Here is a 15,038-nt window from a genome sequence, read left to right as displayed (position 1 = left end):
TCCCGCTTTGCCGCTAGAGGAATGCCGGCCGCGCCGCGGCTCGACCTTAGCGCAGCCCCTGCCCCTCGGGCAATGCTGGCTCGATTAGCAGGTCCGCGTCAATCTTTAGCGGATCCAAGTAGACTGGATGCTCAAGCAAGATGTCGATGACGAATCGCAACATGTCCGCCGCCATCGCACGCTCAGCAACATATGGTTCCGCCTGGGGTTCCAGGAGGCGTTTTTTCGGTTTCTTGGTTTTCAGCCCGTGGACTATCGCTGACCGGACTTCATAGATTTTTTTTACGCTCGCAACGACGTCTGATGGTTTTCGCGTTCCACTGTGTCTTGCTAGCGCTCCCGCACGTAAGCGGAGCTTGTAAGAGAGCGCTTGATTCTCCTGGTCACCGAGGAGCACTTCAAGGCCTATCGTCGCGTCAAGAATCGCGTCCACGGCGTCGTCTCGCGTCATGCAACTGTTCAGTCGCTTGAGAGCTATCGCGACCCTCTCTTCCCGCCGTCCAAGGATGAGGTTGTAGAGCCTCCTAACGTCTTCCAATTCCCGTGCTGTAACCACACTCTGACCGACGCCAGCCCAGCCATAATTGTCGAAGCTATTTGGATAGCGGCGGTAGGTCGCGCCAAAGACCGGCGGAAGATCTACGAAGTAACCGACGGACCACCGCCTCGGCACCATGCAGACCTGAGCGTAACCCGTAATTGCACCGGTTGCGGCGCGAAGGGCCGCGAAAAAAACGTCGATTTCTTCTAGGACGTTTTGGGATGGATCATTGAGTCCATCTCGCACTCCTCGAATGGTTGACGCCGGCAGGCTCCAGTCAGTCGAAACGTATGCATGGGTCGCCGCGCTGACGACGCCAGCCACCGCTCCGGAGCCACGACGGTCGATGCGAGAACGAGCCAACTGCAGGCCACGGGGGATGCGGGCGACATAGGCGTTTCCGCTGAGCGGAAACCGGTCTGCCGCGAAGTGGGTTAGCGCGATCGGCACCATCACGGTCACGGGGTAATCGTCGCGGATTACGCCCATGAAGATAGGGCGAAGCACTTTTCGGCGATTATCAGGATTGAGTGGACCCGTGCCATAGACGTGCAGGTACCGCTCGACCGCTGTAGCGACCATCCGATCGACATCATGCCCCGAGAACGGCTCGTCTAGCTGGAGCCGCTTACCAAACTCACTTCCTTTGAGCAGCGAGATGAGCTTTGCGCCTTCGGGGAATTCCTTCTTGGGATGGCGGTGCGTAAGTGCGCCGAGGATTGACAACGGCCGAAACACTCCGACGTAGTTTCTCGGCGCATTATCCGAATAGAAGCCATGCTCATGGAAAATTGGGAATCCGCTATCCACGGGAGACAAGATTGGATAGTCGTGATGCGGGCTGAAATATTGGTCTGGGTTTTCAATCTTCTCCAGGACGGCCGCATGCAGTTCGTCGAAGGCGGCTTCAAAAGCCCGGTATAGCGATCTCACACGCTCGACTGCCGCCTCGTCCACTACGACTCACCTCGCTAGATTCTTCAGGCGAACGTATTCTTTTCTTAAGGCCATTTACAAAAGCTGTTTTCCCTCCTGCTATCTTTTCCCCGGCCAAAGCCCGACCTCGCACTGGCCGTCCCCACAGGCGGCAAAGCGCGGCCATAAACCCAACGTCATGGATAAGCGGCGGAAGGGATCAAGAGCGAAGGGGGCTTTGGGCAGCCGTTTGGCGTATAAGCTCGCCATACTCGTCGAATAGCTCGCTGTTGAGCGTATATAAGGCTTGAAACACGTCTTCTCGCCCCATCGCCTTCGCGCTGAAGCAGAAGCCCATAATGGTCCTCTGGATATAGTGGCTGAATTGGTCCTTCATGTCAGCGAGGGGATGGCTGCTCTGGCTCAATTCTGTGTGGAAGTCTACGCCATCGAACGAATCCATTATATGAGCGCCTGCCCCGTGGATGAAGCCGGAGAACACCCCGTCGATAAGCTCAGTTACAGCCACCACCGTGCTGGTATCGCCGTCAGCTGCCGAAAATGTTCTGGCGATGTATGCCCTCATGTGTCTGCGGCTAACGCGGTCCCTCTTAATCCGTGACGGTAAGGGATTTCTTGGCCCGAGCTCCTCCTGGAATAGCTCCTGAAGGAACTGCGTGTGACGAGCCTCCGGTGGATGATTAAACAATATCGGACCTGCAATGAACATGATGTCGGAGCCGACCTCGTCGGATATCCTCATCATTGATCCGGCGTCCAATACTAACCCCCGCGCCAGGAGTGCTCTTAGCGCCTTAAGGGCACTAAGCATCCGTACACACTTGAGGACCAGCGCTTGCTGTGGAGACTGCTCCTTGTAGCGATACGCCTCTCCCATTGCCGTTCGAACGATAGATGGCCTCGGCACTGTGCGACCCATGACCAGAAGCGCATTGTCCAGTGCATTGCGGGAGCGTTCGTACGCTTCATCATAAGCAGCCATTGCAAGCCTCCATTGCTGCGAACCTCTCACAACCAAGGGTGGGCCGTCAATTTCTGCTCAGACCCGGCCGGATCAACGGCCAAGGGCAAGACGAGCAATAAGGGGATGTCGCTGGGCGCACTTTAAGTCAGCGAGGCGGCGGCAAATACGGCGACCATCCGAAACGCGCCTTCAGTATGAAGATCGCAGCCCGGAGAGCGATCGCGCCCTTGCCGCCGGCAATCGCATAGAGACGCAACGCGAGGGCCGCCTCAAGGCGAGCGGCGCCGACATCAAGCTCTCGCCGGTAGTGCAATCGCAGTGTTTTTTCGTCGATATCGAGGACACGGGCGATTTGGAATTGCGGGATACCGTGTTCGGCAAGAACACGGACGACACGGCAATTCACAGGCGTACGGTTGTGCCTAGGTCGGCCAAGGGTAGGTCTGGAGTTTTTCATATCCACACACGGGAAAAAGTCTCTTATCCTTGGGCGATGTTTTTCTGGCGCGAGAAAAAAATCCGGCCGTGGGAATGCGCGCGGGCCTTCTGACGGCGGCTATTTTGGCGTTGGCCCCACCCCCCCCCGGTGATCTTCACTGACGGCTGCGAGACGTCGCACATGTGCGACATTTGCCGGCTCCGCGCTCAATCACTCTGCCGCTTGAGCAGCAACCATCCTAGTCGGCGCCATTCCACCAACAAGTCCTCGAAGGCGTCCTCCTGGACCATCATCGGCAACGTGATCGACCAGACAAGCGTAAGATCGTCGTCGGCCGACCAAGCGTAAAAGCAAACGCTTCTGCCGCCCTCGACAAGCTCAGGATCGATCTGCTGGACGTCATAGACCGTCATCATGTTGCCGGTCCCGAGCCCGCCGCGATGCGGATAGTCGGCTTGGCCTTGGTCGCACCGACCTGACCTTCGACAAGAAGCAGGCGGCTTTCCAACTGCTCGATCCGAGCCGCCATGGGTGCCAAGGTCCGTTCGAGATAATCCGTCACGATAGCGACGACTTCCTTGCCGAATTCTTGTCCGTTGAACGTGCCCATCTGCATGACCTCCGATTAGCTGACGACCGGCGCGTAGTCGGCGCCAGCGATCATCGAGACCGCACCAGCTCGCTGAACCTCCCAGTTCATTTCCCGCTCGGAAAGGATACCGAGCGCGTTGCACTGCCAGAGGCTGACCGTCGATGTGCCGGTGCCGGTTGTGGCGTCTTGGACAAGATCGGCGTCGAGCATTTCAATCGTGGCCGCACGGCTCGTGCGAATCTCGCTCGCTCCTTCACCAAGAGCGAGGGCCGACACGTCCGCAAGGATGATAGCGCCAGCAGGTGCCGAACGAGAGGTGACAGCAGGGGCACCGAGCAGTTCGCCGCCACGAAGGCCAATGCCCGGCCGGTCGGCGGAAGCGAGTGAAACCGCCACGCTCGGCATCATGATGAAGATTGCAGACTCCAGATCGCCCGCGAAGTTCTCAATCAGAAGTCGGAGATCGGCGGCGGGGTCGGTGCCAGCGGAAATCGGCGTAACGCCGTTTGTGATCGATGCAGGCGACGCGGCAGAACCGGCATTTGCCGGGTCGAGCAGTGCCGCGTCGATAGCTTCGGCCATGGAGCGCATCATGTCCCGGCGGATGACGATTTCGGCCGCCGGATCAGAGGACGTTGCAAGCTCTTCCGTGATGACAGCAAGACTGGCGACCTTGAGCGAGGCGAGCGAGTCGGACGTGAACGCCATCTTGCTCACCGGCTTCGGTCTGCCCTCTTCAACCCAGTAGCTGGATACCCCCGAGGTGGCGGTCAGCATGCGCGTCCGCAGCGGAACGCGGCGAATCCCGGCTAGGCGCCCGAGAACTGACAGTTGCCCGACGACGGAGAAAAATTCGGTTACGGCAGCTCTAAACTCACCGCCCATATCTGCATAGGTGCCGGCGCCGACCGCTCGAAGGATTCGTGCCGGTGCGCTCGAAGCGCCCCATCGCGCCTCCGCTATCCCAGCCGCATTGAAATCGTCACCGTCACCGAGCGCCTTGGCGAGCGCCATGCGGGTGAAGGTCATGCCCTTTGGAAGAATTTCAACGGAAACCATGGTGGCGATCCTGCATTCGAATGATTTGCTCAAGGATCGGCGCTTTGACGTGGTCGCGAAAGTTCGATTCGTACCGATTTTCCGGTTCGTTACGTACCGGTTCCACGATGCTTGGCGAGCACTTCGAGCCTGTATCGGACGCTGCGACCAACGCGCTCGAACGGGATAGGCTGATCGGTCAAGCGACGGTTTCGCAACGTTAAGTAAGATCGACCGAGAAGTCTCGCCGCGTCAGGTTCGGAGACTGTGCCTGAGAACACTGAAATACCCATGTCGGCTGCGGCCTGGCGGATGTCATCGAGATCGCTTGCCGGGGCCGGCGCCGGTTCCGCCGCTTCCGCCACCCGCTCTCGCAAGCGCCGCAAGGCCGCGATAGCACTGTCGATTAAGGCAAGCGCATCGTCGCCCGTCATGATCGCCTCCTCCTTGGGGGATTGCCGCCCAGACCCTTAAAGACCGGGGCGGCCAACTCTTCACTTTGACTAATTCAGTCTGCGGACGATTTCGTCCATCGCATCGGCTTCGTTGAGCATTCGCCTCCCGTAAGCGCGCGCCGCCCCGGCAAACTCCGCCAGCGTTAAGTCGTCGAACGCCTCCAACAAGTTGGGCAGCATGGCTATCACGCTACTGTGCGGGCTCCTCATTTGAAGCTGCTGGATTTTGGTGACGAGAGCGTCGGTACGATCGACCATCGGTTTACCGAGGCGGGTCGAAACGATCTGTAAGGCTTCAGCTGGTGTCATTTTCATTCTCCTCTTTCGCCGGATCGCGGCTCCGGCATTGCCGTCTCCTACGTAAATGAACCCCGCCCGCGAGGCGGGGGTATTACGTAGTAATAGGGTGGGTGTGCACCACACGGCGATTGCGCAATAAAAACAAACGGATAGGTGGGGGTGCAGCACACAGCGACATAGCAGTGTGCGCGGCTTACCTGAGGTAGAAAATCAGCCGTTCTCATCTGCAATCACCAGTAGGGTCTTTTCCCGGCTTGTTCCGGGATGACGAACGACAGTTTTGATGTCGCCCCTGTCCTGCAAAACGTGCATGGCGCGCTCGAATTCGCGCTTGTTTACGCCCTCTCTTTCATTGCTGCCGGCGAACTGCGTCGGCGGATAGGTGCGGGCGCTGATGGATGGCGAAAACGTCTGCGCATGTTCAAGACCGGCGCGCATCAACCGCATGAACACGCGCTGTGCGCGATCCGCCTTACCGATGTCCGACCCCGCCCGTTCCGGCTTGTCGGTGCAGATGAAGCGGCCCATGTCCCACTTCAGGTTAATCGGATTGCCGCGCGAAGCGTAGTTCGCCTTCATGATTTCAAGCACACGCCCTTTCTCATCCGCATCCTCGTCGGTCGGTTTGTACAGATAGAGCCGTGACCGAACGGAATTCGACCAGCCGGTCGAGCCAGATGTCCCCGAACCGCTATTCAGCCCGGTGAGTGAGGGATGCCCGAGAAGCAGGATGCAGCAATCGAAGCGGATCGCGAGACCGCGCAACATGCCGATGAACTGTTTTGCCTGCGAGCGCGAAATCTCGTTGCCGCCGAAAACGTCGGCGAGGTTGTCGAGCACGACGATCTGCGGTTTGACGTTCGCGAGCGTTAGTTCGAGGCGCTTAAAAAGCGAGGTAACGGAGAGCCGGCCCTTGCGGTCCTCGATCGCCAGCGTCGCGTCCTCTCCCGCGAGGCCGGCGATCCGCAGTCCTGACATGGCGGCGAGATCGAGGTCTTCGGCAGCGGCAATCCCGACCGCGCGGATATGGTTTTGCGTCTTGTCGTCCTCGGCGGACACATAGAGCGCCGCGCCGTGGCGGACGCTGATTCCGAGCCATGTGCTGCGGCCTACGACAGCCATGCAAAGCTGCATGGCGAGCAGCGACTTGCCGGTGCCACCGTCGCCTTGTAACAGCGTGACGTTACGGGCAGGGAACATCTGCCGCCGATCGAGGAATTCCTGTTCGGGAACAGGCTTTCCGGCGAAGTCGGCGATCGAGAAGGTTTCGAGCGGTTCAAGCGGCTGGTCTTCCTCTTGCGGCGGCTGCTGGTTTCCGCTTCGATCATCGGGCTTTGACTTGGCGTTGCTGTCGCCGCCGTCGTCTCGCCGCCGGTACCGCTCTCGCGACCCGACCTCGGGGCTAGACGCAAGATCGTCCGGGAACTCCGGCCAGAATTCATCTGCCATGGCGCCACTTCCTCGCAGGAGAGTGGTTCACGTTCCGGAATTTGTGGTAATCGGCCGAAAGACGCTGCCACGCCGCTTCGATATCAGCAACGAATGGATCGGAGGGCGCCAGCGGTTTAAGCGTTGCCAACAGCCGGCGTCGCGATTCAAATTCGCGTGTGAAATCGGCGCGCGATGAGCGGATGTGCGCGAGCAGCCATTTGTGGCGGCGGGCACGGTCGAGTTGGTGCTCGGACTTGTCGGCGATCACCTTCGCCACCCCAGCTTCGGGCCGGCAACTGCTGACCCTCGAAATGCCGGGGGGTCGGTTCATCATGGACGGTCTCCACCTGGGAAACCGCCGCCAAATTGACGCAGGGCAAGGGTCAGCCTAGAATTTCGAACTCGTCCAAGAGAACCTTCTAGCGTCTGATCGAGCCCTTTCGCGTCACCAGCGCGGCGGGGCCGTTTTCTATTCTGCGGGTACCGTTTCGATGCCGTAAGCGCGGAGCACGCGGGGCAGCTCAGTTTCCGGAATTCGCTTAACGCCGCCCAATTCTACGCAATTGATTTCCCCCGCCGCAACGGCTCGCTCGACGCGCCGATATGGAAGGCCGCTCGCCCTGGCGAACGCCGCAATCGAATATCCCGGACCGTGCCTTTTGAGTTGCTTCTGCTGGCTCTTGATCATCTGGTTCCTCCTTTTTAGCCGGTCGAGCCCGCCTCGCCGCATAGTGTCCTTTAACGAAGTGAAATATGCCAAAAGCCTCCGATATCCGCAATACCTATATTTTCTTCGCTTAAATTCTGCGTTATATACTGCGACAAGATGCGCAATAACGCGGAGCGAGGATCAGGGATGCAATTTGCCGGGGAGTTAATTTGGAAAGGTCGCGCATGGCCTGCTGCGGAAATCGTCGGCCAGACCGGCGAAACCTTTGCCTTCAGGACCGGCGGCAAGGGTCGGCCGCTGGAACTTGTCGGTCCAGCCGCTTGGTGGCGCAATTTTTCCGACCTAAATCTCGATGATCCCAGTGCAATCCTCGACTTCACACGTCGTCGCGGTGACCCGTTCGGCCTGTTGTCGCCGACGACGCAGGGAGACACCGGCGGTTGGAAATACCTCTCCGGCTTGCTGAAACTTGCCGCTTCTTGCTGGACGACGATCATACCGCCAACCAGCCTCTGCACCAACTTTGACAACGGCCACATCATTGAGGCGTTGCTCGCCTCGCCGATGTTCGACGTTACCTTCGTTCCGCATGTCGCCGAGATCAGAATCGGCGCGAGTGTGCGCCGTGGCCTGAACGTGCATATCATCCCCAAAGACCTGGGCGCCTACATGGTTGCGAGCGCTGTCCTTCACCTTGAGGACCAAGTCGCAATGGCCATCTGCCAGCACTGCGGAGATTGGTTCGAACTCAAGCGGCGGGGCAGCATGTATTGCAGCCCGTCTTGCCGAGCAGCTGCATCAACCGAAGCGAAGAAAGGAAGGAACAACCATGGCTAGTGTCAGGCGCCGGGTCGAACCATCGACCGGCAAGGTTTTTTACCAGGCGGACTGGAGCGTCTACGACTCCAAAGGCAAGCGCCATCGAAAGACGAAAGCGTTCTCAAAACAATCGGCGGCGCGCGAATATGCTGCAAAGATGGAACTGCAGAACGAAAAGCGGGCGGTCAGCGATCCAACGAAACTAACATTCGATGAATTTCGTGAGCGTATTATGGAGCACTGGCGAAGCAAGCCGAAGCTGGCATCCACCACGATTGTCGCATATGAGCGCAACTTAAATACGCTCTCCCGTGAACTGGGCAGCTTGCGAATGGATCGCATAACGCCTTGGCACATCGATAAAGCATTTGCCACATTGCGGGTTTCCGGCGGGGTGTCGCGCAAAGGTCCAAGGAATAGCAAGGACAAGGGAACGCGACCGCTTTCAGAGCAAACCTTGCTGCATCTTCATCGCTGCGGTTCGGCCGCCTTCAAACAGGCGCACAGGTGGGGCCTCGTCACTGAAAACCCGTTCACAATGGTTGACGCCCCCTCGCCCGATCGCCGGCCGATTTCTGTCATGAGCGAAGAGGAAGCCAGGCGAGTCTTTGCTGAGGCGGTTAAGGCGTCTGATAGCGGCAAGTGGCCGGGCTATGACCTGTTGGTTGCCATCCTTCTGACATGCGGATTGCGACGTAGCGAAGTGTTGGGATTGGCGTTCGACGCCGTGGACATGGAAACCGGGGACATGGCCATCAGACGCACCGTTGTCGCGGCGAAAGACGGCGCACCAATCATGCGTGAGAACAAGGCGAAGACCAAAGGCTCATTGCGAACCGTGCGGCTTCCCGCCGAGCTCCTGCCAATGTTGAAACGCCATAAAGCCACGATCGGCGCAATGGCGCTGGAATGGGGCAAGGGATATTCAAGGGAACCGCTGTTGCTATTCACTACGTTTGGTGGCGGTCCGTTGAAGCCGGGAACGCTGACGACGCGCATGCGCGAGTTTCAGCGGCTTGCGAAAGTAACCGGGGTGATGCCGACGCACGGGTACCGGCACGGAATGGCCACCGCTTTGGTCGCAAGCGGGCTCGATGTTCGAGCGGTGGCCGATAGGTTGGGCCACGGAACGGTGGCATTCACGCTATCGCGCTATGTCCATAAATCGCCAGGACGGGATCAGATTGCGGCTGATACTATGGGCGCGCAATTCAAGGCTATTTCCGGCCTCGAAAGAGCGGAAAAAAGACCGTGAAAATCTGCGCCAAATCTGCGCCCATTCGGTGTGTAATGCCCCGCCATGCGATAAAAATCGACGCGACGTTCGAAAAACGATGCGAAGAAAAGCCTAAGGAATTCGGCAAGTTACGCCAATTTTTGCAACAAGCTGCAAAACGGCGCAAATGCTGCCGGTAATCTTGAAAACCGGCGTGCGGGAAACCGTACCGTGGGTTCGAATCCCACCTCTTCCGCCATGCAACATTGAATTTGCTGCATAATTTCCGCTTTCTGCCCAAAAGTTGTACGCTTATCATAACGATAGGATGCCATCTAAGCGGAACCGGCGCGCAGTGGTCGGGCTTCCGTTTTGCTGTCGCCCCGATGATCGACTGGACGGATCGGCCCAGAAACAAGGTGACTTCGTGTTAAGTCGTACTTCTCGTCGTACCGTGGGTATTGGGCCTCCCTCACCTAGCCCTAAATCGGCACCCCCTAATCCTTGCAAAAATTTACAAGGCGAATAGATTAAGTCCATCAGATAGCTTTTGCTGGTGACCACGGATGTACTGGCACCGTGCTGATGCAATCAAAGAAGGGTCGGCGCGAGCACTCGCCCCGACCTTTTTCTTTGCTGGCGCCGACAGCAAAAAAAGCCCCGCCCGAGGGTGAGGCTGACAGCGCTAAGGGAGGGCTTCCGTTTTGCTGTCGCCCCGATGATCGACTGGACGGATCGGCACCGAAATAACGACCTCTGATGCCCGTGTCGTACTTCTCGTCGTCCTGCGCGGACGGCTAGAAATTAAAATACAGGCTCACACCTGACCTACGTTGGTAGGGGTAATAGTCGCGATAGCCGTAGTGGGGGTATTCATAATTTCGGGGATAGCCATAGTTCCGCGGACGGTAGCATGAGCCGTAATACCGACAGTCTCGGTAAGCGTATCGCCGGTGCTTCCAGTGGCCATTCGCATGCTTTTTGCCATGGCTGCGGTGTTTGACCTGCTCGATGTCGGCGGCGTGCATTGGCACTGCTTTCGGCACGACGATCGGTGTGGCGTTTAGCGGCAGGGCGAAAGATGCAGCCAGGACTACGGCTGCAAGTGCGGGAAAAAGTTTCTTCATCATCGGCGCATCCTTTCAGGCGTCTAGCCTGGGTTAATAAGCATTAACCTAGGATGAACGGATGGGCGCTGCCTTGATCTAGCCATCGCGGCGGCTTGTAACGCCGCGTCTAGCCACCTCTTTCACAAACCAAAGTGAAGCCTTTTCTTTCGATTACGAAAAGTATCCAGCATCTCCTCCACGAAAGCATCTTTGTCTACCGGCGTGCCGGGATGCAATCGATGCTCCTGTACCCACTGGTCCCATTCCAATGCTTTGATTGCGTCTCTAATCATCCTGTAGCGCTCCGCCAGGCGCTCCCTTGTTAGCCCGGCAGTTTGGATCTTCAGGAGCTCGACCTGTCTCTATGCAGGTCGAGCCGCCAACCAGACGCCGGCTATCGCCAGCACCGCTACAAACGCCACACCATTGTCATTGGTGGCGTGAGATCGAGTTCTCCGTGAACGGCGAGGCTGGGAAATAACGTCCGCATTGCGGCTGGAGCAACGCGAGAAGACCAAGACCGACCGGCGACCTTTGCGTCGATGATGAGATGATGTACAGGCTGCGGCAGGACGCGACTGCCATTAACTCAAGAATGGGGTCGGGCGGCAGATTGACGTCACGTCGCTGCCACGAGATCACGTGGCCGTCCTCTGAGCCGGAGTCGTAAAGACGTCCTGACATGACACGGCAACCTTGCGCCGCTTTAGGTTCTCGGCGTTCGCGCAGCTTGATCCTGGGCCAGAACCAGCAGCCGCCTATCTCGGCTGATTTGATATCACTGGGGCTGCAACGATAGCAGGGGAAACAGCCGTGATAGCGGCGGCGCCAAGGTTCTTCGAATTTTCCAGATTTTGGTATACCCAGTGTCTTAAGCGGCCCAACAAGCGCGAGGCTCCCTTATGATCGTTCAAGCTTGCATCAACGGCGCACGGCCGAGGGATTTCCATCCGCTCATTCCGCTGACGATCGATGCCATGGTGCGCGATGCCGCCGCTTCGGTCGCGGCGGGTGCCGCGGAGCTCCACATTCATCCGCGCGGAGTCGACGGCAAGGAGAGCCTTACCGCCGTAGACGACACGCTTGGCGCGATCCGCCGCGCCTGTCCGGGAACGCTGATCGGTGTGTCCACAGGCGCCTGGATCGAAGGCGATCGGGAGAAAACGCGGGCAGGCATCCGCTGCTGGCGCGTTCTGCCGGATTATGCGTCGGTGAACCTGTCGGAAGACGATGCGCCTGGTGTCATACAGCTACTCCGGCAGAAGGGCGTCGGGATTGAAGTCGGGCTGGCATCGGTCGCCGATGCGGAGCGCTACACCAGCCTCGAAGATCATGAGCGGGTCTTTCGACTGTTGATCGAGCTTGACGACGAACAGGATCTGCAGCGCGCATGCGCTATCAGGGATGGCATCATCGAGGTACTCGAGCGCAGCCGCGTCAATCGGCCGATCCTTCTGCACGGTTTCGACGGGACTGTCTGGCCCTTCGTCAGATCGGCGCGTGAGCGGCACTATTCCACCCGCATCGGCCTGGAAGATGGCAAGCACCTCCCGGATGGAACGATTGCGAGTGACAACGCCGCATTGGTCGCTGCGGCCGTTGCAATCTTCCGCGGCCAATCGAACTGATCCCACCGTCGAATTTTCGCCGTCGTCGGTCCCCTTGATCCCGGCCGATCGTTGCTCGCGAACTAGAACCATGACAACTGAATAGAAGCTTTCCGGTTTTCGGAATTCGGGGCGCCTGATAAATATTCACGAAAAATACGAGTATATGAGGACGCCAATAGAACCCCAGAAGATAAGCGGTGCCAGTATCATCCCGGCGACAATAATTTTAGTCACAGCAAAAACTCCGCAAACTCCGCCCCGGCGCAAAATCTATGGCAGCGGCCGAAGCGTTAGTATGGGCATGAAGTCCGAGACAGGTCGGACCTTGGTCTGAGCTTGCTGCGGCGGATGAGCGCCGGGCTCATTTATCCCCGCGCACTGAGCGCAGCCGGTAAGGGATCGCCGGCGTTCGGGAGGCCTGCGCATCAGTTGATTGAAGAAGGGTCGGGTAGGACTGAAGATCAGCCTGGCCGGCCCCTTCGCATTGACTATCCCATGCCAACATGATTTCCCGTCCGGATCACGACAGCGCTGTGCGTCTTTTCAGACGCGCAAAGGACGCTGCAGCACTTTGAATTACTGCGGGGACATCATGGCCGACATCATTGTAAAGGACAGCAACGGGACTCAGCTTCAAGACGGCGATTCCGTGACGCTGATCAAGGACCTCAAGGTCAAGGGAACTTCGGAGACGCTGAAGCGCGGAACCCTGGTCAAGGGCATTCGCCTGACCGACAATCCTGGTGAGATCGAGTGTAACACCAAGCAGGTCAAAGGCCTCGTACTGAAAACCGAGTTTTTGAAGAAGGCATAGGATCTCCCTTGCCCATCATCAATCGTCCTTGAGTGCCTCCTGCGGCAGTTCCTCGGTGATCACCTCGAAGCGGGAAAGCGTTGCCGGGCCGAAGGCCGTCGACATGGCGACGTCGGTAGCGTCACGCCCGGTCGCCATCAGGATCCGGCCGATGCGCGGCGTGTTGTGGCGGGCATCGACCGTATGCCAGTGCCCCCCGAGAAACACCTCGAACCAGGCGCTGAAATCCATTGGATTGGGATCGATCGGAACGCCGATATCACCGAGATAGCCCGTGCAATATCTGGCTGGGATATTCATGCATCGGCAAAGCGCGATGGCGAGATGGGCAAAGTCGCGGCAGACGCCCGCCTTGTCGGTGAAGCCGCCATGCGCGGTCCGGAGAACGTCCGCCTTCAGGTAATCGAAGGTGATGTGGTCATGGACGAAATCGCAGATCGCCTGGACGCGCGCCCAGCCGAGCGGCGTCGATGAGAATGTGGCCCAGGCAAAATCGGCAAGCCTGTCGGTGTCGCAATAGCGGCTGCCAAGCAGGAAGACCAGCACATCATCTGGCAGGTCATTGATCGCGTGCTGGACGGCATCGTCGGGAACGATGTCGGGCTGACCGCTGTCGTAGATCTCGAACTCCGTCGAGATCGTCGTCAGGCCCGGCGGGGCGACGATCCGGCTGCAGGCATTGCCGAACACATCAGTATAGCTCCAGGCCTCGATCGGCTGGTCGAATGTCAGGATCTGATCGCTGAGAAGATCGGCACGACGGGATGGGTGGATATTGAGGACGAGCAGCATTGGCGTTGGCTGCATGCATTCGTAGCCCAGATGAAACCCGGCGCGTATCTTCATGGTGGCTTCCTTGTCGCGTCTCCGCATTGGCAGAGGTGAGTAGGGAACGCTGATCGCGCTACCCGGTTCCCGCAAGACCGGGACTGTCACCGCCTGGCTAGCCAGATTGCCTTGTGGTGACGTTCACCTGCACCGTCATGCTATCGAAATCCTTCCCATCCCCGTCGTAACTGCCGCTCAACGGGACTGCCTGGCGCGGATCGCGGGCAACCGCGACACGAATGAGATCGCGGTTGCCGACAATACCGTTGGTCGGATCGAACTCCGTCCAGCCGGCGCCGGGAAGATAGATCTGGCACCATGCATGCGTCGAGCCGCCGCCGAGCACGGTGGAGCCGTCCCGGTCGGGAACATAGACATAACCCGTGACGAACCGCGCCGCGAGGCCGAGGACGCGTGCCGCCTCCATCATCAGCAGCGCAAAATCCCGGCAGGTGCCGGAACGAAGCTGCAAGGTCTGCACCGGCGTCTGAGTCCCATGTTCCTGGCGCCGCGCATAGACGAAGCTTTCCCGAATGGCATAACAGAGCGTCATCAGCAGGTGCCCGGTCTCCGTCGGACGTCCAACGCGCACGAACTGGCGCGCCCAGCGTCCGACCTCGTCGTTCGGATCGGCATAATGGCGCTGCATCGCCGGCGTCAGATCGGCAATCTCATCCTTGTCGTAGGAGAATGGATAGGTCAGGGCCTCGTCGTCGACCTTAAGATCCAGGGCGACCTGCGGCGTATGATCGAGCGTGATCCAGGTTTCGAAACGAAGCTCGGACGCCGGCCTCGAAATATTGATGAGCGCCACGCAATTGCCGAAAACATCGTGGATCCAGCGCACATGACTTTCCTCAGGACAGATCGTCAACGACGCTTCGATCAGCCGCTGGTCGAAACTGTCGCGCGGTCGGAACATCAAGCGGTGCTCGCCGAATTCGACCTCCCTGACGTAGCGATAGGACGTGATGTGGCGGACGGAGAAAATCGTCATGAGCCGCCGTCCGGTAATCTGTTCACTTTGCTGCTCCAAGACGGCGATGCCGCCCCTCCTCTGCGGAAGCGCCTAGCCCGCTTTCCCGCTCATCCCGATTTCTTGTCATATAAGCACATTCGAAAGATTGCTATTGTATCTTCAACCGATCGACGGCAGGGCCGTCCAACCTAAGAGGATAACATGCATATCATCTGGGACGTTCTGACGCTTCTGCTGACAATCGGCTCGCTCTATGGCGGTCGCGAATACCGGATTATTCGCGCCCGTGCCCGCGCT

The 15,038-nt window shown here is 58.6% G+C and carries 18 protein-coding genes; 4 read left to right on the top strand and 14 right to left on the bottom strand.

Annotated features, from left to right (window positions below; translation table 11 throughout):
• Positions 1-46: 46 nt before the first annotated feature.
• From BS629_RS30220 to BS629_RS30170, 11 genes are all read right to left on the bottom strand, one after another.
• The gene (locus BS629_RS30220) at positions 47-1,498 is read right to left on the bottom strand and encodes a HEPN domain-containing protein (RefSeq protein WP_077988717.1); all 1,452 of its coding nucleotides are present in this window, start codon (positions 1,496-1,498) and stop codon (positions 47-49) included.
• Between the two features lie 178 nt (positions 1,499-1,676).
• Complete coding sequence (locus BS629_RS30215) at positions 1,677-2,459, bottom strand: hypothetical protein (protein WP_077988716.1); 783 nt, start codon at positions 2,457-2,459, stop codon at positions 1,677-1,679.
• Between the two features lie 127 nt (positions 2,460-2,586).
• A complete protein-coding gene (locus BS629_RS30210) occupies positions 2,587-2,847 on the bottom strand; it encodes a hypothetical protein (protein ID WP_165422532.1) in 261 nt (86 codons plus the stop codon).
• A 239-nt stretch (positions 2,848-3,086) separates the two neighbouring features.
• A complete protein-coding gene (locus tag BS629_RS30205; protein ID WP_077988715.1) occupies positions 3,087-3,296 on the bottom strand; it encodes a hypothetical protein in 210 nt (69 codons plus the stop codon).
• Complete coding sequence (locus tag BS629_RS30200; protein ID WP_077988714.1) at positions 3,293-3,490, bottom strand: hypothetical protein; 198 nt, start codon at positions 3,488-3,490, stop codon at positions 3,293-3,295. Before BS629_RS30200 ends, BS629_RS30205 begins: the two co-directional genes overlap by 4 nt.
• A 15-nt stretch (positions 3,491-3,505) precedes the next feature.
• Entirely contained in the window at positions 3,506-4,531 is a 1,026-nt protein-coding gene (locus BS629_RS30195) for a phage major capsid protein (protein WP_077988713.1), read from the bottom strand.
• A gap of 89 nt (positions 4,532-4,620) precedes the next feature.
• A complete protein-coding gene (locus tag BS629_RS30190; protein ID WP_077988712.1) occupies positions 4,621-4,944 on the bottom strand; it encodes a hypothetical protein in 324 nt (107 codons plus the stop codon).
• 69 nt (positions 4,945-5,013) lie between these two features.
• Positions 5,014-5,274 (bottom strand): hypothetical protein, encoded by a 261-nt coding sequence (locus tag BS629_RS30185; RefSeq protein ID WP_077988711.1) that lies wholly within the window; start codon positions 5,272-5,274, stop codon positions 5,014-5,016.
• A 201-nt stretch (positions 5,275-5,475) separates the two neighbouring features.
• Positions 5,476-6,714, bottom strand: coding sequence for an AAA family ATPase (locus BS629_RS30180; RefSeq protein ID WP_077988710.1), 1,239 nt, complete (start codon positions 6,712-6,714; stop codon positions 5,476-5,478).
• Positions 6,704-6,973: a hypothetical protein gene (locus BS629_RS30175; RefSeq protein WP_077988708.1), complete on the bottom strand. Its 270-nt coding sequence runs from the start codon at positions 6,971-6,973 to the stop codon at positions 6,704-6,706. The genes BS629_RS30180 and BS629_RS30175 overlap by 11 nt, the downstream gene beginning before the upstream one ends.
• 192 nt (positions 6,974-7,165) lie before the next feature.
• Complete coding sequence (locus tag BS629_RS30170; RefSeq protein ID WP_077988707.1) at positions 7,166-7,384, bottom strand: hypothetical protein; 219 nt, start codon at positions 7,382-7,384, stop codon at positions 7,166-7,168.
• Between the two features lie 168 nt (positions 7,385-7,552).
• Between BS629_RS30170 and BS629_RS30165 the strand changes: the two genes are divergently transcribed.
• Both BS629_RS30165 and BS629_RS30160 read left to right on the top strand, forming a co-directional pair.
• The gene (locus BS629_RS30165; protein ID WP_077988706.1) at positions 7,553-8,203 is read left to right on the top strand and encodes a hypothetical protein; all 651 of its coding nucleotides are present in this window, start codon (positions 7,553-7,555) and stop codon (positions 8,201-8,203) included.
• Positions 8,196-9,440, top strand: a complete 1,245-nt coding sequence (locus BS629_RS30160) for a tyrosine-type recombinase/integrase (RefSeq protein ID WP_077988705.1) — start codon at positions 8,196-8,198, stop codon at positions 9,438-9,440. The genes BS629_RS30165 and BS629_RS30160 overlap by 8 nt, the downstream gene beginning before the upstream one ends.
• A gap of 758 nt (positions 9,441-10,198) precedes the next feature.
• On the opposite strand, the gene BS629_RS30155 is transcribed toward BS629_RS30160, so the two are convergent.
• On the bottom strand, positions 10,199-10,531 hold the full coding sequence (locus BS629_RS30155) for a hypothetical protein (protein ID WP_018242075.1): 333 nt from the start codon (positions 10,529-10,531) through the stop codon (positions 10,199-10,201).
• Positions 10,532-11,412: 881 nt separating this feature from the next.
• On the opposite strand from BS629_RS30155, the gene BS629_RS30150 reads away from it, so the two are divergent.
• Together BS629_RS30150 and BS629_RS30145 are read left to right on the top strand one after the other, a co-directional pair.
• Positions 11,413-12,138 carry a 3-keto-5-aminohexanoate cleavage protein gene (locus BS629_RS30150; protein WP_018242077.1) on the top strand — a complete coding sequence of 242 codons (726 nt, stop codon included), beginning with the start codon at positions 11,413-11,415 and terminating at the stop codon, positions 12,136-12,138.
• A gap of 574 nt (positions 12,139-12,712) precedes the next feature.
• On the top strand, positions 12,713-12,934 hold the full coding sequence (locus BS629_RS30145) for an alkylphosphonate utilization protein (RefSeq protein ID WP_018242078.1): 222 nt from the start codon (positions 12,713-12,715) through the stop codon (positions 12,932-12,934).
• A gap of 18 nt (positions 12,935-12,952) precedes the next feature.
• On the opposite strand, the gene BS629_RS30140 is transcribed toward BS629_RS30145, so the two are convergent.
• Together BS629_RS30140 and BS629_RS30135 are read right to left on the bottom strand one after the other, a co-directional pair.
• Positions 12,953-13,780: a transglutaminase-like domain-containing protein gene (locus tag BS629_RS30140; RefSeq protein ID WP_018242079.1), complete on the bottom strand. Its 828-nt coding sequence runs from the start codon at positions 13,778-13,780 to the stop codon at positions 12,953-12,955.
• Positions 13,781-13,877: 97 nt separating this feature from the next.
• Positions 13,878-14,759 carry a transglutaminase family protein gene (locus tag BS629_RS30135; RefSeq protein WP_018242080.1) on the bottom strand — a complete coding sequence of 294 codons (882 nt, stop codon included), beginning with the start codon at positions 14,757-14,759 and terminating at the stop codon, positions 13,878-13,880.
• Between the last annotated feature and the right edge of the window lie 279 nt (positions 14,760-15,038).

This window comes from Rhizobium leguminosarum bv. viciae USDA 2370, assembly GCF_002008365.1.
Lineage (GTDB): Bacteria > Pseudomonadota > Alphaproteobacteria > Rhizobiales > Rhizobiaceae > Rhizobium > Rhizobium leguminosarum.
Note: the sequence above shows the minus strand (reverse complement) of the source record. Positions and strands in the feature narration are given on the sequence as shown.